This window comes from Streptomyces sp. CNB091, from assembly GCF_000377965.1.
Genome location: NZ_KB898996.1, coordinates 83,039 through 105,969 on the forward strand (window position 1 = coordinate 83,039; position 22,931 = coordinate 105,969).

Here is a 22,931-nt window from a genome sequence, read left to right on the forward strand (position 1 = left end):
CGGGCTCACGGCGCCCCAGCGACGACCGGGCGGACCCGCACGGCCGCGCTCCACGCCCGGTGCTGGGCCAGCTCCGCCGTCCGCGCCTCGGCCAGCACCATGCCCGTACAGCCCCGCTGATCGCCGACGTGGAGCACGCTCTCGCCGGGCTCGCGGACCGGGAACCACTCCACCGCCCCGGGGAACGCCCCGAGTTCGTCGAGGCCGTGCCAGCCCTTCAGCACGCCGGGCCGCTCCGCGTACACCAGGACGAAGCCGTACGCGGGCCCTGCGGCGTCGAGCGGGGCGTCCAGCAGCGCCGGGCGACGGCCGAGCGCCTCGTCCATCATGGCCGTGTAGACGTTGGTCCGCAGCGTCCGGCACAGCACCTCGCCGACCAGCGCGCCGCCGATCCTGCGGTTGATCTCCACCAACTCGGGCCCGTCGGCCGTCAGGACGAACTCCACATGGGCGAAGCCGCGGGTGTGCCCCGCCGCCGCGAGGACCCGGCCCACCCACGCCTCGATCCCGGCCCGCTCCTCCTGGGGCAGCGCCACCGGGAACGCCGCCGCCTCCTCCCGTACCACCGCCGCCCGGGACGTCTGGCGGCTCAGCACCCCGAGCAGCCGGGTGGTCCCGTCCCAGCCGATGGTCTCCGCGCTGTACAGCGGACCGGCGAGGAACGCCTCGGCGAAGAGCTCGCCGGTCAGGGGCTGGCGCGCCGCCTCCGCCAGCGCCCGGTGCAGGGCCTCCTCGTCGTGCACGATCCACACGGAGCGCGATGAGGTGCCCGCCGAGTCCTTCAGGACCGCGGGCAGCCCCACTGCCCGCAGCACCTCCCCGGCGCCTTCGGGACCCGGCGGGACGGATACGGCCGCACTCCGGCTCAGCCCGCGCGCGTGCAGCGTCTCCCGGACCCGGCGCTTGTCCCGCAGCAGCCGTACGGCCTTCGGGTCGGCGCCCGGGAGCCCCAGTTCGGCGGCCAGTTCGGCGGCCGGCAGGCTCCAGGTGTCCGTCGTGTTGATCAGCCCGGCCAGGCCCGGTACGGCGGCCAGGGCCTGGCGGGTGGCCTCCGGATCCATCGTGTCGACGTCCACGACGTCCAGCGCGTCCGGCGGCAGGACCGCCAGCTCGTGCCGGTAGACCGAACGGTCGCCGGTCAGCAGGCACAGCCGGTGCCCCGCCCCGGCGGCGGCCTCCGCCATCCTGCCCAGGCCGAAGGACAGGGACTCCAGTGCGGCGATCGTCATGGCAGCAGCTCCACAGTCGGTACGGGGGAAGGGGAGGGGGAGGGGGCGTCGCCCTCAACGGTCCTGGCGGCCTCCGGCGCGGCCCGCCCGGCCCACTCCATCACCGACCACGGCGGTCGCAGGTCGGCCGGCGACGCGATGGTCCGGGGCCGCAGCCCGGCCGGGTCCAGGGCCTCGGCATGCCGGGTGAACACCCGCTCCGCGTACCGGTGCCCGGTGTCGGCGCCCAGCACCAGATGCAGCCGGCCGGGATCGCAGGCCGCCTCCCAGGACGCGGCCAGATGGGCCGCCCCGGTGGACAGGCCCGCGAACACCGCGTGCTCCCGCAGCAGCCCGACCGCCCCCGCCATCGCATGGCGGAAGTCCAGCCAGTGGACGGTGTCGTACAGCTCGTGGCGGACGTTCCCGAACGGTATCGAGCTGCCGATGCCCGCGATGATCGCCTCAGGGTCCTCGAACCGCTCGCTCCCGAACGTCACGCTGCCGAACGGCTGGATGCCCACCAGCCGCACCGACCGCCCCGACTCCCGCAGCGCGCGGGCCAGTCCACCGGTCGACGCACCCGTGCCCACCGCGCCGACCACGGTCAGCGGACCCTCGGGCAGCGCCCCGGTGAGCAGCTCCGCGAACTCCCGGTACCCCTCGTGGTGGACCTGGTCGTGGTACTGCCGCATCCAGTGGAAGTCCGGCCGCTCGGCCAGCAGCCGGCGCACATGGCGCACCCGCAGCTCCTGGTCCAGGCGCAGGCTCCGCGAGGGCGGCATCGCGTCGACCGTCGCGCCCAGGATCTCCAACTGGGCCCGCATGGTGGCGTCCACGGTGGTGGAGGCGACGATGTGGCAGCGCAGCCCGTAGCGGTGGCAGGCCATGGCGAGCGCCAGCGCGTAGATCCCGCTGGAGCTGTCGACGAGGGTCTGCCCGGGGACCACCAGGCCCCGGCGCAGCAGCGAGCGGACCGCGCCGAGCGCCGCGTACACCTTCATCGTCTCGAAGCGGGCGAGGACGACGTCGCCGGTCAGCCGGATCAGGTCCGGGGTCTTCACCGCGTCGGTGATGTGCTCGTGGACCGTCGCGACGGCCGGGCGCGCGGAGGCGTCCGGCCCCGCGGTGCGCGGACGGGCGTCCGCCCCGGCCCTCACTTGCGCCGCCCGCGCACGATCAGCCGGTCCGAGCGCTGGTCGTAGCCGGACGCGTCGAACCCGCCGAAGCACTCCACGTCGGTGAAGCCCGCGCTCTCGAAGAGGGCGTGCAGCTCGGCCGCCGAGTAGAGCCAGGAGGTGATGGACGCCGTCCGCGCGGTCGTGCCGCGCACCAGCGTCCAGTCCGTGCGCAGCCGCCGCCAGCTGTCGAGCACGGTGTCACGCTGGACCACGTAGGCGCCGTCGGGCAGGTCGACCGCCTTCGGCCGTCCGATCCAGCCCGCCAGCACCTCCTTGCCCATCACGTCCACCAGGAGCTGCCCGCCCGGGGCGAGGCTCTCGTGGGCGTTGCGCAGCACCCGGAGGTTGTCCTCCGCCTCGTCGAAGTAGCCGAACGACGTGAAGACGTTCAGCACCACGTCGAAGCCGCCCGGCCGCCGGTACGCGAGCATGTCGGCGCGCTCCAGCCGGACCTCGGCGCCCGCCGCGTCGCAGGCGGCCCGCGCGCTCTCCAGCATGGAGGGCGACAGATCGACCCCCGTCACCTCGTACCCGCGCTCCGCCAGCGGCACCGCGAAGAGACCCGGCCCGCAGCACAGGTCCAGGACTCTCGTGCCCGGTGGGAAGTCCAGCAGGGGAGAGGACGCGACCAGGGCGGCGGCGGACTCGGCCCGCGCCGCCGAGAACATCGTCGGGGCGAAATCGGACCAGAGCGCGTCGTCCTCGTACCAGTGCATGCCTCGCGGCCTCCTCCCGGGCCCGGGGCCCGTGGGTGTCCTGCTGCCGTCGCCCCGGCAGCCGTGTCACGTCACCGGCCGCCGCTTCCGTCACCGGGCGGGCCTCCCGCGCCCGGCGTCTCTCCAGTAGTCGGCCGCCCCGGCCGGGAAGTTCCCCGCGATCACCGGGCGAGGCCGCCGGGACCACCGCCCGGCACCGCCCGACCCGCACCGCCCGCCACCGTGCGACGCCGGAGCCGCGGCCCGGGCCTCACCGATGGCCCCCGGGCGGTGTGCAGGCGACGTAACCGTCGTCGTTCGCCCGGTGTCATCCCCGGGTAACGGGCCCTTCCTAGATTCGGGGGTGACCGCAGCCCGCCCCCGCGTCCCTCCGGGAACGCCGCCTCCGAAGGGCCCCCATGACCGTGCCGCCCCCGCCGCCGGACGCTCCCGCCACCGACCGGGTGCGCACGGTCTGCTCGTACTGCGGTGTCGGCTGCGGGATCGTCCTCGACATCGCCGCAGGACCCGACGGCCGCCGCACCGTCGTGAAGGCCTCGGGGGACAAGGAGCACCCGTCGAACGCCGGCCGGCTGTGCACCAAGGGCGCCACCGGCGCGGACCTCCTCGTCGCCCCCGGACGGCTGACCACCGCCCTGGCCCGCCCCGACCGCAGCGAGCAGCCCGCCCCGCTCGGCCGGGACGCCGCCATCGAGGAGACGGCGCGCCGGCTGCGGTCCGTGCTGGACACCCACGGCCCCGACGCGGTGGCCCTCTACGTCTCCGGCCAGATGACGCTGGAGGCGCAGTACCTCGCCAACAAGCTGGCCAAGGGCTTCATCGGGACCAACACCATCGAGTCCAACTCCCGGCTCTGCATGGCGAGCGCGGGCAGCGGCTACAAGCTGTCCCTCGGCGCTGACGGGCCGCCCGGCTCCTACGAGGACTTCGCCCACGCCGATGTCTTCCTCGTCACCGGCGCCAACATGGCCGACTGCCACCCGATCCTCTTCCTGCGGATGATGGAGCGCGTCAAGGCCGGCGCGAAGCTGATCGTCGTCGACCCCCGGCGCAACGCCACCGCCGCCAAGGCCGACCTGTACCTCCGGATCAGACCCGGCACCGACCTGGCCCTCCTCAACGGGCTGCTGTACCTCCTCGTCGAGAACGGGCACACCGACCCCGATTTCATCGCCGAGCACACCGAGGGCTGGGAGACGATGCCCGCCTTCCTCCGCGACTACCCGCCCGCCGCCGTGGCTGAGATCACCGGCATCCCCGAGGACGACATCCGGCAGGCGGCCCGCTGGATCGGCGAGGCGGGCGACTGGATGAGCTGCTGGACGATGGGCCTCAACCAGTCCACGCACGGCACCTGGAACACCAACGCGGTCGTCAACCTGCACCTGGCGACCGGGGCGATCTGCCGCCCCGGCAGCGGCCCGTTCTCGCTCACCGGCCAGCCCAACGCCATGGGCGGGCGCGAGATGGGCTACATGGGCCCCGGACTGCCCGGCCAGCGATCGGTCCTGGTCGACGAGGACCGCGCCTTCACGGAGGAGCTGTGGGGCGTTCCGCCCGGCACCCTGCGCGCGGACGGCTCGGGCAGCGGCACGATCGACATGTTCCGGCGCATGGCCGAGGGAGAGATCAAGGCCTGCTGGATCATCTGCACCAACCCGGTCGCCTCGGTCGCCAACCGCCGGACCGTCATCGAGGGCCTGGAGGCCGCCGAATTCGTGGTCACCCAGGACGTGTTCGCCGACACCGAGACCAACGCGTACGCCGATGTCGTCCTGCCCGCCGCCCTCTGGGCCGAGTCCGAGGGCGTGCTGATCAACTCGGAGCGCACCCTCACCCTCTCCCGCCGCGCCACCGACCCGCCGGGAGAGGCCTGGCCGGACTGGCGGATCATCGCCGCGGTGGCCTGCGCCATGGGGTACGAGGACGCCTTCGGCTACACGAGCGCCGAGGAGGTCTTCGCCGAGATCACCCGGGCGTCGAACCCGCGCACCGGCTACGACCTGCGCGGAGTGACGTACGAGCGGCTGCGCGAGACGCCTGTGCAGTGGCCCAGCGCCGATGTCGACGGTCCGGCCCGCAACCCCGTGCGCTACGTCAACGACGGCGTCAGCCAGGAGCTGACCGTACGGCCCGACGGGAGCGTGCCGAGGCTGGCCTTTCCCACGCCGAGCGGCCGGGCCGTCTTCCACACCCGTCCGCACCTGCCGCCGGCCGAGATGCCCGACGAGGACTACCCGTTCGTCCTCAACACCGGGCGGCTCCAGCATCAGTGGCACACCCTCACCAAGACCGCGAAGATCACGAAGCTGAACCGGCTGGACCCCGGCCCGTTCGTGGAGATCCACCCCGACGACGCCGCCGCCCTGGGCCTCGGCGAGGACGACGGAGTCGAGGTCGCCTCGCGGCGCGGCCGCGCGGTGCTCCCGGCCCGGATCACCGACCGGGTGCGGGCGGGGGAGTGCTTCGCCCCGTTCCACTGGAACGACCTGTTCGGCGAGTACCTCGGTGTGAACGCCGTGACCAACGACGCGGTCGACCCGATCTCGTTCCAGCCCGAGCTGAAGGTGTGCGCGGTCCGGCTGGCGAAGGTCGCCGCACCCGCGCCGCGCCGCGAACCCGCCACGGCGCGACGGCCCTCGCCCACCGGCGTCCCCGGTCTCGCGGACGCCCCCGGCCGACCCGTGGGCACGTCGGGGCCGGTGGGAACGCCGGGACTCGGGGGCATGCCGGTACGCGTGGGCTCGCCGGGCCCGGTGGACGCCTCGGGGCTGGTGGGCGCGCTGGGCCTGGCGGACACCGTTCCACCCGTCCTCACGGAGACGGAGCGCCGCTACCTGGCCGGATTCCTCGCGGGCCTCGGCGCCCGGCCGGAGGGCACCCCGGTGCTTCCGGCGGGCGCCCCGTTCGCCCCGGACCACGCGCTGTGGGTCAACGGATTGCTGGCCGGCATGTACTCCCGGCTCGCGGGGACGACGGAGCCCGGGCTCGCGGCACCGGCCGGCGCCCCGGAAGAACAGGGCCGGCCGGTCGTCGTGCTGTGGGCCTCGCAGACCGGCAACGCCGAGGAGGCCGCCGCGACGGCCGCCCGGACGCTGGCCGCCGAGGGGTACCGCACCACGCTCCTCGGCATGGACGACGGGACGCCCGACGCCCTGCCGAGCCCGGCCGACCTCCTCGTCGTCACCAGCACCTTCGGCGACGGCGACGCCCCCGACAACGGCTCCGGCTTCTGGGAGGCGCTGAACGCCCCCGGGGCCCCGGGCCTGGCGGGCGTCCGTTACGCCGTACTCGCGCTCGGCGACTCCAGCTACGACGACTTCTGCGGCCACGGACGCCGTCTGGACGAACGCCTCGGGGAACTGGGCGCGGAGCGGCTGGTCCCGCGCACCGACTGCGAACCGGAGTACGAACAGCCCTTCGGCCAGTGGCTCAAGGAGGTCCGGGCCGCGCTGGAGGCGACGACGCCGGAAGGGACGGCGGAGCCGGCGGCGGCCGCACCGCCCGCCGTACCGCCCGCCTCCGCCGTACCGCCCGCCTCCGCCGTACCGCCCGCCTCCGCGGCGGCGGAGTCGCCGGCCGGGGCGGCCCCCGCCCGTCCCTCCAGGGCCACGCCCGTCACCGCCCTCCTCACGGGGAACCGCCTCCTGAGCCTGCCCGGTGCGACGAAGGAGGTCCGTGCCTTCACGATCGACACGCGGGGCGCCGGCACCCCCCTGACGTACACGGCCGGGGACGCGCTGGGCGTACAGCCCCTCAACTCGCCGGCCCTGGTGGCCGAATGGCTCGCCGTCACCGGACTCGACCCCGCCGCCGAGGTGGACGTCCCCGGGCACGGCCCGGTCGCCCTGGAGACGGCCCTGCACCGCCACCTGGACATCGCCCGCATCACCTCGGGCCTGCTGCGTGTGGTCGCCGACCACACGGGGGACCGGTCGCTGAAGAAGCTGCTGCGCCCCGACAACAAGGGCGAGAGAGACCGGTGGATCTGGGGGAGGCAGGCCGTCGACGTCCTCGCCGAACACCCGGTACGCGCCACGGCCGCCGCCTGGGCCGAGGTGCTCGGGCCGCTGAGGCCCCGGCTGTACTCCATCGCCTCCAGCCCGCTCGTGGATCCCCACCGGATGCGGCTGACCGTCTCCGTGATCCGCTACGAGAGCCACCGCGGCCGGATGCGCAAGGGCGTCGCCTCCACGTTCCTCGCCGACGCCGAACCGGACAGCCCCCTGTCGGTCTTCGTCCAGCGCAACGACCGCTTCCGCCCGCCCGCCGACCCGGCCACCCCGATGATCATGGTCGGGCCCGGTACCGGAGTCGCCCCCTTCCTGGGCTTCCTGGAGGAACGCCGGGCGCTCGGCCACCCCGGCCCCAACTGGCTGTTCTTCGGCGAGCAGCACCGCGCCACGGACTTCTACTACCGCGACGAACTCGACGCGCTGAGCCGCTCGGGCACCCTGACCCGGCTGGACACCGCCTTCTCCCGCGACCAGCGGGCCAAGGTCTACGTCCAGGACCGGATGCGCGAGCACGGAGCCCAGCTCTGGTCCTGGCTCCGCGACGGCGCCCACCTCTATGTCTGCGGCGACGCCTCCCGCATGGCCAAGGACGTCGACCGGGCCCTGCGCGACATCGCCGTCGCCCACGGCGGACTCGAACCCGACGCGGCGGCCGCGCAGGTCAAGCAGCTAGCCTCGGACCGCAGATACGTGCGTGACGTGTACTGAACGAGGGAGCGCGGCCCCATGGGGTGGACAGAAGTACCGGTGGACACCGAGCCGGCGGCGGGCGCCGTCCTGCTGATCGGCATCCCCGGCAGCGGCAAGAGCACCGTGGCCGCGGCCCTCGCCGCCCGCTTCGCCGCCTCCGCCCACATCGAGGTGGACGCCCTCCAGGAACTCATCGTCTCCGGCGGCCGGTGGCCCTCGCCCGACCGGGACGAGGAAGCGGACCGCCAGATCTTCCTCCGGGCCCGCAACGCCTGCCTGCTGGCGGACAGTTTCGTCGCCGCGGGCTTCCTCCCGGTCATCGACGACGTCGTCGTACGCCGCCCCCACCTCGACTTCTACCGCGCCACGCTCACCGGCGCACCGCTGCACTGCGTGATCCTGGCACCCGGCGCCGCGAAGGCCATGGAGCGCAACCTCGCCCGGGACAAGACGCTGACGACGGACTGGTCCCCGCTGGACGACGCCATGCGCGCAGAACTGGCCGGGGAGAAGATCTGGATCGACAGCGCGCAGCTGACCGTGGACGAGACGGTCGACGCGGTCCTGACCGCCACCGGCCTGACGCCGCCGGGGCCCTGACACTCCAGCGGTCGACGGCCCGGAGGAACGGGCGGCACCGTTGCCGCCGGTGGGCCGCCCCGAGGCATATGAAACTCCCGTGGGGGCATTCGTACCCATTCCGGCTGGTCGCTGTCGACAGCCGCTCCGACGGAGAAGTGCGCAAGAAAGTAGGTCCGGTACCGATGGAGAGACCCAGCGCGGTCGAGCGTTCCCTGCGCGAGGCCGCGCCCCATGAGATTCTCGATGTGATCCGCTCAGAGATCGAGCGCCGCCATGGTGCCCGGGCGGTGGAGCTGCTTCTGGCGGACTACGCCATGACGAGGCTGCAGCCTGTCGGGGTGCTTCCGCACACGCGTCCACCGGTTTCGGTGCATGACAGTGATCCGGGCCGTGCGTTCGGCGCCCAGGAGCCGCACTGTTCGTACGACCACTCCACTTCCACCGTGACGGCTCACCTCCCGGTCAGCGTCCGGGGAGACCGTTTGGGCGTCCTGAGCGTCACCCTGCGGGTGGAAGGAGGCACCGATTTGGCTGCCGACGTGCTGGAGGAGCTGCGGGAATGCGCCGACGCCCTGGCGCACGAGGTGGTCGTCGCGGAGCGGGACACCGACCTCTTCCTGCAGGCGCGGCGGGCGGAACGTCTGACGCTCGCCGCCGAGATGCAGTGGCAGCTACTGCCGGGACGGTCATGTGCCCGGCCGGAGTACAGCTTGGGTGCGCAGCTGGAGCCCGCCTACGCCATCTTCGGTGACAGCTTCGACTGGTCGGCGTCGGCCGACGACCTGTATGTGACGGTCAGCAACGGCATGGGCGAAGGGATCGACGCCGCATTGCTGACCAACCTCTGCGTCAACGCGCTGCGCAACGCCCGCCGCGCGGGCCTGAGCCTGAGCGACCAGGCCTACCTGGCCGATCAAGCGGTGTACGGGCAGCACGGAGGAAGCCGGTATCTGTCGACCCTGCTCTTCCGCTTCCACCTCCCGACCGGGGATGTCGAGGTCATCGACGCCGGTTCACCGCGGGTCTGGCGGGTGCGCGGTGGTGTGGTCGAGCCGATCGAGCTGGAGGAGCAGATGCCTCTGGGCATGTTCGAGGACACTGCCTACCGTCCGCAGCACTTCCGGGTCGACCCCGGAGATCGTTTGCTGTTCATCAGTGATGGCGTCTACAACGCGCTCTCCCCGGGTGGTGAGAAGTACAGCCTTCGCGCACTCGCCGCGTCGATCAGCAGTACCCGTCTGCTGCCTGCTCCTCAGGTGCCCAGAGTGATGTTGCAGGAACTGCTGGGACACCGCGGGTCCGGCCCCGCGGCGGACGACTCCCTCGTGATGTGCCTGGACTGGCACGGCCGTTAGGGCGGCTGCGGTCGTCAGGTCCTGTCGTCAAGCTTCCGTCGTCGACCGGAAGGGCGGTCCTGCGGCGTCGGGTGTGAGTTCGACGACAGGGCCTGGCCCGTCGGATGCGGGGTATGTGGTTGCCAGGTGAAGACCCTGCGACCTTCCCCGCAGTGGGGCCCGCGTAGAGGGGGGCGGGTTGTCAGGCGGCGACAGGGTGGGGGATGGTTGCCTTCAGGCAATCGTCTAGTTGATGAGGTGAGGGATCCGCCCAGCGGGTCCTCGATATTTGGCTTCCACCCAAGCGCGAACCCTTGCGGACACGCGGTCGGACTCCCCGTGGGGCCGGCCCCCGAATCCGGTGCTGGTCGCTGACGCCCGAGGCGTGGTGGTGCGGCGCAATGACGAGGTCGGCCCCCTGCTGCCTGCCGCGGTCCCCGGGGCATCCCTGGTGGATGTGGCTCCGGCATGGCTCTGTGCCGCACACTCCAGGCTCGCCTCCGTCGGCCCGCACGCCGTCCCGGAGACCGGACCGACGGTGCGCGGCGACATCGACGGGCGCCACTTCGAGGCGCACCCCACGGTGCGGGGCGACGGCTCGGTGGCCTGGTGGCTGGTGGATGACACCGCCCATCAGCTCGTCCGGGAAGCTCTGCGCAGGGAGCGCGAGCGAAGTGCGTTCCTCGCGAAGGCGTCCAACGTTCTGCTCGCCTCCCTCAATCTCGGACGCTGCATGGACGTGACCGCCCGCATGGCCGCCGAAAACCTTGCCGACGCGGCACTCGTGATCGCTCCGGCGCGTGGTCAGCGACTCCCGGTGGTGACCTGTGTACGCGGCGGTGTCCCCGCGACGACCACGATGACGGGGGACCTCGACGGCGTGCCGGGGCTGGCGGAGGCGCTGCGCGGGTTCCCCCCGGTGCCCTCGCGCTGGATCGACCCGGCCACGGCCCCCGAGTGGATGATGCCCGAGGGGTTCGGGCCGGTCGGCTCGATCGTGATCACCCCGTTGCCCGGGCACGGCATTCCGGCCGGAGCGCTCATCCTCCTGCGCGCGACCGAGACCGCCGCCTTCAGCGACGAGGAGGAGGTCTTCGCCCGGTTGTTCGCCGCCCGTGCGGGATCGGCGATGTCGGCCGCCCGGCTGTACGCGGAGCAGAGCACGATCAGCGACATGCTGATGAGTGAACTCCTGCCCCCGGTCCTGCACCAGATCTCCGGCGTGGATTTCGCCGGCGGCTACCGGCCCTCGGCGGACCACGAGCGTATCGGCGGTGACTTCTACGACGTCCACCCGGCGACCGTCGAGGGCGAAGGCTCCCTGGTTTCGCTCGGGGACGTGTGCGGCAAGGGCCTGGAGGCCGCCGTGCTGACCGGCAAGATCCGCAACACGCTGCACGCCCTGCTGCCCCTGGCCGACGACCATCAGCGGATGCTCAGCCTGCTGAACACGGCGTTGCTCAGCTCCCATCACACCCGCTTCGCGACCATGGTCCTGGCCTCCGCCGTACGCCGCGGCAGTGCGGTGGACCTCAAGCTCACCAGTGGCGGCCACCCCACCCCGCTGATCATCCGCGCGGGCGGCACCGTCGAGGAAGCCGACACCCACGGCACCCTGATCGGGGCCATCCCGAACATCTCCGCCAGCACCGCCGCCGTGTCGCTGGCCCCCGGGGAGTCCTGTGTCCTGTACACCGACGGCATCACCGAGGCCAAGGGCGGCCCGATGGGCGACGACCTGTTCGGGGACGAGCGCCTCAAGCGCGCGCTCGCCGGATGTGCGGGTATGCCGGCCGAGGGGATCGTGGAACACGTGCAGATGCTGGCCGCCCAGTGGCTGGGCAACCGGCCCCACGACGACATGGCCGTCGTCGTCATCTCCGCGCCTCGCACCCACCATCTCAGTGCGGTGAACGGCCATACCCGGGGCAGGTTCACCGCATGAGAACGAGCACCCCGCGCCGCCTCGCCCAGGCCGAACACGTGGAGCGGTCGGCCAAGCTCCTGTGGGACGCCGTCTCGACCGCGGACGAACACGCGGCCGCAGAGCTCGTGCTGCGCATGCTCGACGACGGCGCCGACCCCGAGAGCGTCCTGCTGGACGTGGTAGCCAGGGTGCAGGGCCGCGTCGGTGAGGAATGGGCGGCCAACAGGCTCAGCGTCGCCCAGGAGCACGCGGCGACCGCCATCAACGAACGGGTCGTCGCAGTGGTGAGCGGGCACCCCGCCGCCCGCGTCGCCGCCACCCGGGGCCGGATCACCGTGGCCTGCGTGGACGGTGAGTGGCACGGGCTGCCGGCCCGCCTGCTGGCCGAAGTCCTGAGGCTGCGCGGCTGGCGAGTCGACTATCTCGGAGCCCAGGTCCCCACCCCGCACCTGATCGTTCACCTCCACAACACCCGGGCGGACGCGGTCGCGCTCTCCAGCTCCATCGCCACCCGGCTCCCCACCGCGCACGCGGCGATCACCGCCTGCCAGGCCGTCGGCGTCCCCGTCCTCGTCGGCGGCGCCGCCTTCGGGCCCCGGGGCCGATACGCGAAGCCGCTGGGCGCTGACGCCTGGGCCCCCGACGCGCGCGCCGCCGCCGACCTCCTCGCCGAGGAGCCGCTTGCCAGGCCGGAGACCGACCACCAGCAGTTCGACGACCTGCCGCACCTGGCCGACCAGGAGTACACCGTGGTCTCCCGCAGCGGCGCCTCGCTCGTTCGTCACGTTCTCACCGCCCTGGAAGACGCCTTTCCCGCGATGCGTGCCTACAGTGATCTGCAGCGCGAGCGCACCGCGGAAGACCTCGCGCACATCGTCGAGTTCCTCGCCACCGCCCTTTACCTCGACGACGAGGAACTCTTCACCCGGTTCATCGCCTGGACCGCGCAGGTCCTCGTGGCCCGGGGCGTCCCCGCGTCGAGTCTGCCGCCGTCCCTGGATCTCCTGGCCCGCGAACTCAAGGACTTCCCCCGGGCCTCCCGCATCCTCCGGGCCGGGACACGCACCCTTGCCACCGCCCATCCCACCACCGCCGGGAACACCGCATGACCACACACCCCGACCACCTGCAGCTGACCACCGTCGACGCCAGGGACCGCGTCCGCATAGAGCTCCATGGGGATCTCGACTACGACAACGCCGACCTCCTTGTGCAGGAGGCCCTCGCCCAGCTCACCGCACGGCCCACGCTGACCGACCTGCACCTGGGATGCGCGGGCCTCCGCACCGTCGACTCCATGGGGCTCTGCGCCCTGCTGATGATCAGCCGCCGCACCACCGAGGCAGGGGTGCGGATGCACCTGGACGACCGGCCGACGAGACTGGACCGACTCCTGGTCCTCACCGGTACCCTTGACCACCTCACGGCCCCGTCCCCGACCGGATCAGTCGCCGAGGGAAGCCTCCCGGGGGCTCAGCCCACCGGACCGGACAACACCACCTGAGCCACTGCCCGGCCCTCCACCAGGCAGAAGCACACACCCGACGGGTAATCATGACCGCAGCAGAGGCCGCTTCCAGCACGGCCTGGCAGGAGGCCACCCACTCCGCGAGCTCCGTCGTCGAACTCCTCGACGTGATGTGGGACCACGCCAGAAACGCGACCACGGGCATGACAGCACCCGGCTCCACATCCCAGCTCCGTCTGATGTACGTCGTCGACCGTGAAGAGGGCGTACGTATGCGCACCGTGTGTCAGCGCCTGGCCTCCGCGCCTCCGACCGTGACCCGCATGTGCGACCGTCTCCAAGCCATCGGCTTCCTCGAACGCCTGCCGTGCCCCGACAACGGCCGCGAGATCATCCTCCGGCTCACTCCCACCGGCAGAGAGCACCTGCAACGCATCCGCGAACAACGCGATGCCATGCTTCACCAGGCCATCGTCGGCATGTCCCCCGGCGAACGCGGCGCTCTGGCCCGGGGCCTGGCGGGACTGCAGACACAGTTCGCCTCTGCCAACGGCGAGGAACACCACACACCCGGCAGCCACTCGGCAGCCTGAACAGCGGGTGTCCCGTCCCTCATGCGCCGTCGTGCGCGTGAACTGCGCGTCACCGAACGCGGTAGCCGAACGACAGAGGTCGGCCCCCGGCGTTGTCGGACCCCCGCCGTACGGTGGGGACCATCTATCCGCGCTGCTGGCTGCTGCGCTGCTGGATCGCCCCGTCCGGCTGCTCCCGGGCGGGGCGTACGACGCCTACGGGGTGGTGCCCGCCGACTCACCCGCGTGCGGGCTGAGCACCCCGGCCCAGATCAGGATGAAGAGCACGATGCCGAGGAGGATGCGGTAGACGACGAACGGCATGAAGCTCTTGGTCGTGATGAACTTCATGAACCACGCGATGACGGCGTACCCGACGAAGAACGCCACCAGCGTCGCGAAGATCGTCGGGCCCCAGGAGACATGCCCCTCGCCCACGTCCTTGAGCTCGTAGGCGCCCGAGGCGAGCACCGCGGGGATCGCCAGCAGGAACGAGTAGCGGGCGGCCGACTCGCGGGTGTAGCCCATGAGAAGACCACCGCTGATCGTCGCGCCCGACCGGGAGACCCCCGGGACCAGCGCCATCGCCTGGCAGAACCCGAAGATCAGACCGTCCCTGACCCCCAGCTCCTTGAGCGTCTTGCGCTCCTTCACCACCCGGTGCCTGCCGCCCGACTCGTCGCGCGCGGCCAACCGGTCGGCGATGCCCAGCACGATGCCCATGCCGATCAGCGTCGTCGCGATCAGCCGGAGATCGCGGAACGGCCCCTCGATCTGGTCCTTGAGCGTGATGCCCAGCACGCCGATGGGGATCGAGCCGACGATGACCAGCCAGCCCATCTGGGCGTCGTGGTCACCGCGCATCGAACGGTCCGTCAGCGAGCGGAACCACGCCGACAGGATGCGTGCGATGTCCTTGCGGAAGTAGATGAGCACCGCCGCCTCCGTGCCGATCTGGCTGATGGCGGTGAAGGCGGCCCCCGGATCGTGCCAGCCGGCGAACGCGGCGGTCAGCCGCAGATGGGCGCTGGAGGAGATCGGCAGGAACTCGGTCAGTCCCTGAACGAGTCCCAGGACGAATGATTCGAACCAGCTCATGGGGCTTTGGCCATCCCGGGGGTGATCGTGCATCGGCCACGGACGACTGGGCCCGTCGGCTGCGTGCGGAGTACGGAGTACGGAGTGCGGTCAAGGACAACAAGGACATCGAGGTCGCGGGCAGCGTATCGCCCGAAGGTAAACGTCAGACCTACTCCACCGGTCGTCCACGTGCCGCCGTACGCTCAGTCCTCCGGCGTGTCGCGGCCGAGCCGGTGGCGCTTGCGCCAGGCGACCAGCGCCCCGCCGAGGGCGGACAGCACGATGAAGCCCGTGGCGGCCAGGAAGACCGGCGAGGTCGGCGACGCGGCCTCGCTGCCGGCTATCACGTACGCCGCCGTGTTCGGAATCGACCCCAGCCCGGTGGCCAGGAGGAACGGCGGAGCGCTCATCCGGGAGGTCGCCGCGCAGTAGTTGGCGGCGGCGAACGGGATCCCGGGGAAGAGCCGCAGCGCGAGGACGGACCGGAAGCCGTGCCGGCTCAGCACCCCGTCCGCTGCGGTCAGCAGCCTCCCGCGCAACAGGGTCCGCAGCGCGTCCTGGCCCAGTACCCGGCCCAGCATGAACGACACGCCCGCGCCCAGCACCGTGCCCGCCAGCGCCGCCGCGAGACCCGCCTGCGCGCCGAACAACGCGCCCGCGGCGATGTTGAGCAGCGGGCGCGGCACGAAGGCGACCGTCAGCGCCCCGTACGCCAGCCCGAAGAGCATCGCGGCCGTGCCCCCGGTCAGCTGGGGCGGCCAGCCCGACGCCAGCAGCCGCTGCGGTTCGAACAGCAGCATCGTCGACGCGGCCCCCAGCAGGACCACCACGAGCAGCGAGAACCGGGACCACGGCGACAGCAGCGCCCGGGAGAGGCGCAGGGCGGGACCGGTGGCCGGCCGGGCGGTGGGGACGGGGTCGAACATTCGGGGAGAGTAACCGAAAACGCTGTGTGATCGCCGTAACGTGCCTCGCGTGAACCCCGCCGCCGACGCCCCCGCCCCGCCGGACAGCACCCTCGCCGACACCGTCCTGGAGCGGCTCGTCGCCGTCTACGCCCCGGCCGCCGACCCCGTACGGGCCGAGGGAGCCGCCGCGTACATGAAGCACGTCGCCCCCTTCCTCGGTATCCCCGCCCCCGAGCGCCGGGCCCTGTCGCGGACCGTGCTGGCGGGCGCCGGGCGGCCGGACGAGGCGGACTGCACGGCGATCGCGCTGCGCTGCTGGCGGCTGCCCGAGCGGGAGTACCAGTACTTCGCCGCCGACTACCTGCGCCGGTACGTGGGCCGCTGCACCTCGGGCTTCCTGCCCGTCCTGCACCACCTCGTGACCACCGTCCCCTGGTGGGACACGGTCGACGTGCTGGCCGCGCATGTCGTGGGACCCCTGGTCGCCGCCGACCCGGCGCTCGCCCGGGAGATGGACCGGTGGATCGACGACCCCAGCCTCTGGGCGGCCAGGACCGCCCTCCTGCACCAGCTGCGCTACCGGGAAGCCACCGACACCGACCGGCTCTTCGGCTACTGCCTGCGCCGCGCGGACCACCCCGACTTCTTCCTCCGCAAGGCGATCGGCTGGGCCCTGCGGGAGTACGCCAGGACCGACCCCACCGCCGTACGCGACTTCGTCCAGGGAGCAGGGCCCCGCCTGTCGCCGCTCTCCGCGCGCGAGGCGCTCAAGAACCTCTGAGGCGGAGGGAATGCCGCGCGAAGGCCGGGAAAACCATTCGACGCGGCCGCCCCGCCCGGCCATGATCAGGGGCATGTTCCGGTACGCCTTCCCCGCAGCGCCGTCCGCAGTCGCGGACGCGCCGAAGGCTGCCGCGAACGACGCGGCCCTCGCGGCGGCGTTCACCGCGGCAGCGGCAGCGGCAGCGTGCACCGCCGCCGCAGCGCCCATCGGCGGCGCCCGAAGCTGACCCTCCTCCGACAGTCCGGCGGACCCCGTAAGGGGAGGGTCGGCGGGGCCCTGGGGTCTTCTCTTCTCAGCTTCGAGTTCTTCAAGGAACGAGCATGTCCAAGACGGCATACGTACGCACCAAGCCGCACCTCAACATCGGCACCATGGGCCACGTCGACCACGGCAAGACCACCCTCACCGCCGCCATCACCAAGGTCCTCAGCGAGCGCGGCGGCAGCTCCACCTCCTACGTGTCCTTCGACCGGATCGACCGGGCCCCCGAGGAGGCCCAGCGCGGTATCACCATCAACATCGCGCACGTCGAGTACGAGACCGACACCCGCCACTACGCGCACGTCGACATGCCCGGTCACGCCGACTACATCAAGAACATGGTGACCGGAGCGGCGCAGCTCGACGGGGCGATCCTCGTCGTCTCGGCGCTCGACGGGATCATGCCGCAGACCGCCGAGCACGTCCTGCTGGCCCGTCAAGTGGGCGTCGACCACATCGTCGTCGCCCTCAACAAGGCCGACGCGGGCGACCCCGAGCTGACCGACCTGGTCGAGCTGGAGGTCCGCGAACTGCTCTCCGCGCACGGGTACGGCGGCGACACCGTCCCCGTGGTCCGGGTCTCCGGGCTCAAGGCGCTGGAGGGCGACCCACGGTGGACGGCGGCGATCGAAGGGCTGCTGGACGCCGTCGACACGTACGTACCGATTCCGGTGCGCTACACCGACGCGCCGTTCCTGCTGTCCGTCGAGAACGTCCTGACCATCACCGGCCGGGGCACCGTCGTCACCGGCGCCGTCGAGCGCGGCACCGTCCGCGTCGGCGACCGGGTCGCGGTGCTCGGCGCGGACGTCGAGACGGTCGTCACCGGTCTGGAGACCTTCGGCAAGCCGATGGAGTCCGCCGAGGCCGGGGACAACGTCGCGCTGCTGCTGCGCGGGGTGGAGCGCGACCGGGTCCGCCGCGGCCATGTCGTGGCCGCGCCCGGCAGCGTGGTGCCGAGCCGCCGGTTCACCGCCCAGGTGTACGTCCTGTCGACGAAGGAGGGCGGCCGGTCGACCCCGGTGACCACCGGCTACCGGCCGCAGTTCTACATCCGTACGGCGGACGTCGTCGGCGACGTCGACCTCGGCGAGGCGGCGGTGGCGCGCCCCGGCGACACGGTCACGATGACCGTGGAGCTGGGCCGTGACGTGCCACTGGAGTCCGGTCTCGGCTTCGCGATCCGCGAGGGCGGCCGCACGGTCGGCGCGGGCACGGTCACCGCGCTGCTCTGAGTACCACCGCTGCCCGCCACCCCGGTCCCGGGGTGGCGGGCAGCGGGGCGCGAGAGGCGACAATGGAGGCGTGAACGAGCCGATACCCGTCATCCGCGAGGTCGACCGCGGCACCGCCCGGCTGCTGCCCGACGTGGACCGCGACCGGGCCTGGCTGCTCACGGTCGACGACGCCCCCCAGTCCTACGTCGACCTCGACGACCCGTCCCACCTGGAGTTCGAGTACGTGCGCCGGCTCGCCCACGTCGTGGACGGCGCGGCCGGGCCGGGCGAGCCCCTGGACGTCCTGCACCTGGGCGGCGGGGCGCTGACCCTGCCGCGCTACGTGGCGGCGACCCGCCCCGGATCGCGCCAGGACGTCGTCGACGCGGACCGCGAGCTGCTGCGGCTGGTCCGTGAGCATCTGCCGCTGCCCGAGGGCGGTGGCATCTCCCTGCACGCGGCCGACGCCCGGGAGCGGCTGGAGGCGGCGGCGCCCGCCTCCGCCGACCTCCTGATCGCGGACGTCTTCGGCGGCTCCCGTGTTCCCGCGCACCTCACGTCCGTCGAGTACGCGCGGGCCGCGGGCCGGGCGCTGCGCGGGGACGGGATCTACGCCGCCAACCTGGCCGACAGCGCGCCGTTCGCCTTCCTCCGCTCCCAGCTGGCGAACTTCGCCGCGGTCTTCCCGGAGGTCGCGCTGATCGGGGAACCGGCCGTCCTGCGCGGGCGGCGCTTCGGCAACGTCGTCCTGCTCGCCTCGTACGCGCCCCTCGACGTGGCCCCGCTCGTCCGCGCCTGCGCCGCCGACGCCTTCCCCGCACGGGTCACCCACGGCCCCGCGCTGACCCGGTTCATCGGCGGGGCCCGCCCGGTGGCGGACGTGGACGCGGTCGCCTCGCCCGAACCGCCCGACGGAGCCTTCAGCGTCGGCTGAGGCTCCGTCGGGCGGTCCGGGGGCGGGAACGGGGTGATCCGGGGGCAGGAACGGGCGGGGCGCCGCCGGTCAGCCGGTGGGCTCACCGGAGAGGCGGACCGTGCTCAGGATCTTCTGGATGGTGGTGTCCGGAAGCTCGTCCTTGACGCCGGCGGCGGCGTAGAGGACCCAGGTCGAGTAGTCGCCCTTGGAGTTCTTGAAGGAGAAGGCGATCGACTTCCCGTCGCTGTCGCACTTCTCCTTGTTGGCGAGGCCCAGTGCGGTGGCCTGGACGACGCTGCCGGAGAGACCCGACTCGGTGGTGTACGCCTTGGGCTTGCCGATCTTGACCTTGTTCTTGGGGTCCAGCTGGGCGTAGGCCGCCCACACCCAGTTGGCGGCCTCGTTCGTCGCGGCCTCGTCGGTGTTCTTGGCGCCCTGGGCGCCCTTCGTCCCGACGCCGGCCAGCCCGGTGTCCTCCTGGCTGCCGTCCCCGTCGGAGTCGTCGACGCACCACTTGCTCTTGTAGTAGGCGGGTGCGGAGAAGCCGGCGACCGGCTTGCCGGTGGGCTCCTTGGCGTCCTCGAAGCCGGAGAACATCCCCGAGCTCGCGACCTCCCAGTCACCGGGAACGTCGAACTGGGTGCCCCACTTGGGGTTGGTGACGACCTTCCAGCCCGGCACGACCGGCTTGGGGTCGCTGTCGGAGCCCCGCGGGTTCTCGGCGGGCGGCGCGGAGCCGGTGGCCGGTTCGCTGGGCTTGGCGCTCGGCGACGCGGACTTCTTGTCGTCGGCGACGTTCTTGCCGTCGTCGTCGTTGCCGAGGACGAGGAATCCGGTGACGCCCGCCGCGACGACGACGGCGGTCGCCGCGACGATCGCCACGATCGTCGTCTTCTTCTTGTCGTCGCCGGGCTTCGGCCCGCCGGGCGGACCCGGGACGGCGTACTGCGGCACCGTCGGCTGCTGGTAGGGATTGGGCTGCTGGTACCCGGGCTGCCCGGCGGGCGCGCCCTGCGGGTACCCGTAGCCCGGCTCCGTGGGCTGCCCCGGCTGGCCCTGCGGCGGATATCCCGGTTGCTGATAGGGATTCGGCTGCTGGTACCCCGGCTGCTGGTACGGGTTCTGATTCTGGTCCTGCGGGTTCTGCTCGCCCCCGGGCGGCTGCGTTCCTGGCCACATGGCCAGTAACCATAGAGGGCTCGCCAGGCCACTTCTACGGCCGCCCTGTCCCAGAGCCGTCACAAGGGGATGGCCAAACAGTGCTACTGGTGAGTAACCTTCGGGCATGAGCGCTGAACAGATGACCGTGGGCGAGATGCTCGTCGCGACGGTCCCGATGGCCCGCACCCTCAACCTCGACTTCCTGGAGACGACACCGGAGCGCGCCGTCGTCCGGCTGCCCGACCAGGCGGAGTACCACAACCACCTCGGCGGACCCCACGCCGGAGCGATGTTCACGCTCGCCGAGTCCGCCAGCGGCGCGATCGTCATCGCCGCCTTCGGCGACCAGATGTCGCGCGCCGTGCCGCTCGCCGTGAAGGCCGAGATCGGCTACAAGAAGCTCGCCAAGGGCGAGGTCACGGCGACCGCGACCCTCGGCCGCCCCATAGCCGACGTCGTCGCCGAGCTGGACGCCGGACAGCGACCGGAATTCCCCGTCGCCATCGAGATCCGGCGTGCCGACGGCGCCGTCACCGGCGAGATGACCGTCGTGTGGACCCTGCGCCCCAACAGCTGAGACGCGCCCCAACGGCTGAGACGTCGCAACGGCTGAGAATCCGCCGTACGCATCCGGGCCGCCGCCCCTCCCCGAACGGGAGGGGCGGCGGCCCGGTGCGCTGTGGCCAGGTCCGGGAATCAGCCCCCGTGCGCCTCGCGGTGCGCCTTCGCCAGCTCCACGTACCCGGCCGCGTTGAAGCGGATGCCCTCCAGCTCCTCGACGGTCAGCGGCCGCTTCACCTTCGCGGGCACCCCCGCGACGAGCGAGCCCGGCGGCACCCGCATCCCCTGCGGCACCAGCGCCTGCGCCGCGACCAGCGAACCCGCCCCGATGTGCGCGCCGTTGAGCACCGTGGCGCCCATTCCCACCAGCACGTCGTCCTCGATCACACAGCCGTGCAGCACCGCGTTGTGACCGACCGAGACCCGCGCGCCCACGGTGAGCGGGAACCCGGGGTCGGTGTGCACGCTGCAGTTGTCCTGGATGTTGCTGTCGGGGCCGAGCGTGATGGGACCGCAGTCGGCGCGCAGCACGGCCTGGTACCAGACGCTGGAGCCCGGGGCGAGCGTCACCTCGCCGATCACCACGGAGGTCGGGGCCACGAACGCGTCCACATCGATGTCCGGCTCCTTGCCGCCCATGCCCGTGATCAACGCCTGCTCCGCCATCGCCTGCTCCTTCGCGCCGGTGTGGTGCTTCTGGGCCTTCCCGTCGAATCGTCGGATCCGCCGGACCGGGCCGTCTCACACGGTAGGGGACGGCTCCCCGCGCACGCCGCCGGGTGGGGCGAACATCACAGGTCATCGCACGGGTCGCCCACCGCGCCGCCGACTACCGTGAGCGCGTGCCGAAGAACCGAAACGCGTTCTCCTTCCTCGCCCGCCGGCCGCGCCGTGCCGCCTCCCGCGCGGTCCACCTCGGCTGGTCCTGGGCACAGCGGGCGGGCGCGGTCACCGCCGAGCACCCCGGGCGGCTGCGGTTCCGCGCGATCGGCACGGGGACCCGGCTCGCCTTCCCGCAGGGGACCGTGTTCGGGGAGCCGTGGATCGAGCTCGGCGCGCACTGCGTCATCGGCGAGCAGGTCACGCTCACGGCCGGGATGATGCCGGAGCTGGACCTCGGCCCCGACACCGTCCTCACGCTCGGCGACGGCGTGGTGCTGGGGCGCGGCAGCCATGTGATCGCGGACACGACGGTGACGATCGGCCCGGACACGTACTGCGGCCCCTACGTCTACATCACCACGACCAACCACAGCTACGACGACCCCCACGAGCCCGTGGGCAAGCAGTGGCCCCGCATGGAACCGGTGGCGATCGGGCCCGGCTGCTGGATCGGCACCGGTGCGGTGATCCTGCCCGGCGCCCGGCTCGGCCGGAACGTCGTGGTCGCCGCGGGCGCGGTCGTCCGGGGCGAGGTCCCCGACCACGCGGTGGTCGCGGGTGCCCCCGCACGCGTCGTCCGCAGCTGGGACCCGGAGAAGGGCTGGCAGCCGCCCCTGCGCACACCGGCGCCCGTGCCGATCCCCGAGGGCTTCACGCCCGAACAGCTGCTGGCCCTCGCGGAGCTGGACGAGGGGCGCGAAACACCGTAAGGCCGCAGTGGCGGTTCAGCCCGCCGGACGCGGGAGCGCACCGTAGCGCAGTGCAATATTCTTGACCCCGGCATGCGCCGTACGCGACCCAGCACGCCGCACCCAGTACGCCGTACTGCGCCGCCCGCACTCCGCCATCCACCGCAGGGACGGTACGTGTCCGACCTCGACCAGCTCACCCAGTCGCTGGCCCGCAACCTCAAGCGCTGGCGCGGGGAGCGCGGCTTCACCCTCGACGCCCTCGCGGCCCGCGCCGGGGTCAGCCGGGGGATGATCATCCAGATCGAGCAGGCGCGGACGAACCCGAGCGTCGGCACCACCGTCAAACTGGCCGACGCGCTCGGCGTCAGCATCACCACCCTCCTCGACCACGAGCAGGGCGCCCAGGTCCGGCTGGTCCCGGAGAGCCGGGCGGTCCGCATGTGGTCCACCGATGCGGGCAGCTCCACCACGCTGCTCGTCGGCGCCGAGGCCCGCGGCCCGCTCGAACTGTGGACCTGCCGGCTGATGCCCGGGGAGGGCACCACCTCCGATCCGCACCCCGAGGGCACCGTCGAACTCCTCCATGTCACCGAGGGCGAACTGACCCTCGTCGTCGACGGCCGCACCCATCCCGTCCCCGCCGGAACCTCCGCCACCTTCGAGGCGCACGTGCCGCACGGCTACCGCAACGAGGGCGACGAGCCGGCCGTGTTCACCATGGTCGTCGCCATCCCGCCCGTCCGCTGAGACGCCCGGACGGTCCCGCCCCGCCGCT

The 22,931-nt window shown here is 72.5% G+C and carries 21 protein-coding genes; 14 read left to right on the forward strand and 7 right to left on the reverse strand.

All coding sequences use genetic code 11. The annotated features are described in order from the left end of the window. Positions 1–5 precede the first annotated feature (5 nt). The 3 genes from D581_RS0113985 to D581_RS0113995 are packed head-to-tail and all read right to left on the reverse strand — an operon-like array spanning position 6 to position 3,105. A complete protein-coding gene (locus D581_RS0113985) occupies positions 6–1,229 on the reverse strand; it encodes an ATP-grasp domain-containing protein (protein WP_018957837.1) in 1,224 nt (407 codons plus the stop codon). Further along, positions 1,226–2,368 (reverse strand): pyridoxal-phosphate dependent enzyme, encoded by a 1,143-nt coding sequence (locus D581_RS0113990; RefSeq protein WP_018957838.1) that lies wholly within the window; start codon positions 2,366–2,368, stop codon positions 1,226–1,228. The genes D581_RS0113985 and D581_RS0113990 overlap by 4 nt, the downstream gene beginning before the upstream one ends. Next, on the reverse strand, positions 2,365–3,105 hold the full coding sequence (locus tag D581_RS0113995; RefSeq protein WP_018957839.1) for a class I SAM-dependent methyltransferase: 741 nt from the start codon (positions 3,103–3,105) through the stop codon (positions 2,365–2,367). Before D581_RS0113995 ends, D581_RS0113990 begins: the two co-directional genes overlap by 4 nt. Before the next feature lie 398 nt (positions 3,106–3,503). On the opposite strand from D581_RS0113995, the gene D581_RS0114000 reads away from it, so the two are divergent. The 7 genes from D581_RS0114000 to D581_RS0114030 all read left to right on the forward strand — a co-directional run bounded on the left by D581_RS0114000 (position 3,504) and on the right by D581_RS0114030 (position 13,715). Then, positions 3,504–7,829: a bifunctional nitrate reductase/sulfite reductase flavoprotein subunit alpha gene (locus tag D581_RS0114000; protein ID WP_018957840.1), complete on the forward strand. Its 4,326-nt coding sequence runs from the start codon at positions 3,504–3,506 to the stop codon at positions 7,827–7,829. A gap of 18 nt (positions 7,830–7,847) precedes the next feature. Next, the gene (locus tag D581_RS0114005; RefSeq protein ID WP_026290505.1) at positions 7,848–8,411 is read left to right on the forward strand and encodes an AAA family ATPase; all 564 of its coding nucleotides are present in this window, start codon (positions 7,848–7,850) and stop codon (positions 8,409–8,411) included. A gap of 164 nt (positions 8,412–8,575) precedes the next feature. Next, positions 8,576–9,748 (forward strand): PP2C family protein-serine/threonine phosphatase, encoded by a 1,173-nt coding sequence (locus D581_RS0114010; RefSeq protein WP_018957842.1) that lies wholly within the window; start codon positions 8,576–8,578, stop codon positions 9,746–9,748. 340 nt (positions 9,749–10,088) lie between these two features. Continuing rightward, positions 10,089–11,672, forward strand: a complete 1,584-nt coding sequence (locus D581_RS0114015) for a SpoIIE family protein phosphatase (protein ID WP_018957843.1) — start codon at positions 10,089–10,091, stop codon at positions 11,670–11,672. After that, positions 11,669–12,763, forward strand: a complete 1,095-nt coding sequence (locus D581_RS0114020) for a cobalamin B12-binding domain-containing protein (RefSeq protein WP_018957844.1) — start codon at positions 11,669–11,671, stop codon at positions 12,761–12,763. The genes D581_RS0114015 and D581_RS0114020 overlap by 4 nt, the downstream gene beginning before the upstream one ends. Continuing rightward, on the forward strand, positions 12,760–13,158 hold the full coding sequence (locus D581_RS0114025) for an STAS domain-containing protein (protein WP_018957845.1): 399 nt from the start codon (positions 12,760–12,762) through the stop codon (positions 13,156–13,158). The genes D581_RS0114020 and D581_RS0114025 overlap by 4 nt, the downstream gene beginning before the upstream one ends. Before the next feature lie 50 nt (positions 13,159–13,208). Further along, positions 13,209–13,715, forward strand: coding sequence for a MarR family transcriptional regulator (locus tag D581_RS0114030; RefSeq protein WP_018957846.1), 507 nt, complete (start codon positions 13,209–13,211; stop codon positions 13,713–13,715). 195 nt (positions 13,716–13,910) lie between these two features. Here D581_RS0114030 and D581_RS0114035 read toward each other — a convergent pair whose 3' ends face one another. Beyond that, on the reverse strand, positions 13,911–14,792 hold the full coding sequence (locus D581_RS0114035; RefSeq protein WP_018957847.1) for an undecaprenyl-diphosphate phosphatase: 882 nt from the start codon (positions 14,790–14,792) through the stop codon (positions 13,911–13,913). Positions 14,793–14,977: 185 nt separating this feature from the next. After that, positions 14,978–15,700 carry a TVP38/TMEM64 family protein gene (locus D581_RS0114040; RefSeq protein WP_018957848.1) on the reverse strand — a complete coding sequence of 241 codons (723 nt, stop codon included), beginning with the start codon at positions 15,698–15,700 and terminating at the stop codon, positions 14,978–14,980. A gap of 49 nt (positions 15,701–15,749) precedes the next feature. Here D581_RS0114040 and D581_RS0114045 point away from each other — a divergent pair, with 49 nt between their 5' ends. The 4 genes from D581_RS0114045 (at position 15,750) to D581_RS0114060 (ending at position 18,878) form a co-directional block, all read left to right on the forward strand. Further along, on the forward strand, positions 15,750–16,463 hold the full coding sequence (locus D581_RS0114045) for a DNA alkylation repair protein (RefSeq protein ID WP_018957849.1): 714 nt from the start codon (positions 15,750–15,752) through the stop codon (positions 16,461–16,463). A gap of 73 nt (positions 16,464–16,536) precedes the next feature. Continuing rightward, positions 16,537–16,692 (forward strand): hypothetical protein, encoded by a 156-nt coding sequence (locus D581_RS1000000141280; protein WP_018957850.1) that lies wholly within the window; start codon positions 16,537–16,539, stop codon positions 16,690–16,692. Between the two features lie 94 nt (positions 16,693–16,786). After that, positions 16,787–17,962 carry an elongation factor Tu gene (gene tuf, locus D581_RS0114055; protein WP_018957851.1) on the forward strand — a complete coding sequence of 392 codons (1,176 nt, stop codon included), beginning with the start codon at positions 16,787–16,789 and terminating at the stop codon, positions 17,960–17,962. Positions 17,963–18,032: 70 nt separating this feature from the next. Then, positions 18,033–18,878 carry a fused MFS/spermidine synthase gene (locus D581_RS0114060; RefSeq protein WP_018957852.1) on the forward strand — a complete coding sequence of 282 codons (846 nt, stop codon included), beginning with the start codon at positions 18,033–18,035 and terminating at the stop codon, positions 18,876–18,878. A 69-nt stretch (positions 18,879–18,947) separates the two neighbouring features. Here the strand turns inward: D581_RS0114060 and D581_RS0114065 are convergent, their stop codons facing one another. Next, entirely contained in the window at positions 18,948–20,039 is a 1,092-nt protein-coding gene (locus D581_RS0114065; protein ID WP_018957853.1) for a DUF8017 domain-containing protein, read from the reverse strand. Between the two features lie 121 nt (positions 20,040–20,160). Between D581_RS0114065 and D581_RS0114070 the strand changes: the two genes are divergently transcribed. After that, positions 20,161–20,598 carry a DUF4442 domain-containing protein gene (locus tag D581_RS0114070; RefSeq protein ID WP_018957854.1) on the forward strand — a complete coding sequence of 146 codons (438 nt, stop codon included), beginning with the start codon at positions 20,161–20,163 and terminating at the stop codon, positions 20,596–20,598. Positions 20,599–20,717: 119 nt separating this feature from the next. On the opposite strand, the gene D581_RS0114075 is transcribed toward D581_RS0114070, so the two are convergent. After that, positions 20,718–21,248, reverse strand: a complete 531-nt coding sequence (locus D581_RS0114075) for a gamma carbonic anhydrase family protein (protein ID WP_018957855.1) — start codon at positions 21,246–21,248, stop codon at positions 20,718–20,720. A 176-nt stretch (positions 21,249–21,424) separates the two neighbouring features. Here D581_RS0114075 and D581_RS0114080 point away from each other — a divergent pair, with 176 nt between their 5' ends. Then, the gene (locus tag D581_RS0114080; RefSeq protein ID WP_026290506.1) at positions 21,425–22,174 is read left to right on the forward strand and encodes an acyltransferase; all 750 of its coding nucleotides are present in this window, start codon (positions 21,425–21,427) and stop codon (positions 22,172–22,174) included. Between the two features lie 156 nt (positions 22,175–22,330). Continuing rightward, the gene (locus tag D581_RS0114085) at positions 22,331–22,903 is read left to right on the forward strand and encodes a helix-turn-helix domain-containing protein (protein ID WP_018957857.1); all 573 of its coding nucleotides are present in this window, start codon (positions 22,331–22,333) and stop codon (positions 22,901–22,903) included. Positions 22,904–22,931: the final 28 nt, after the last annotated feature.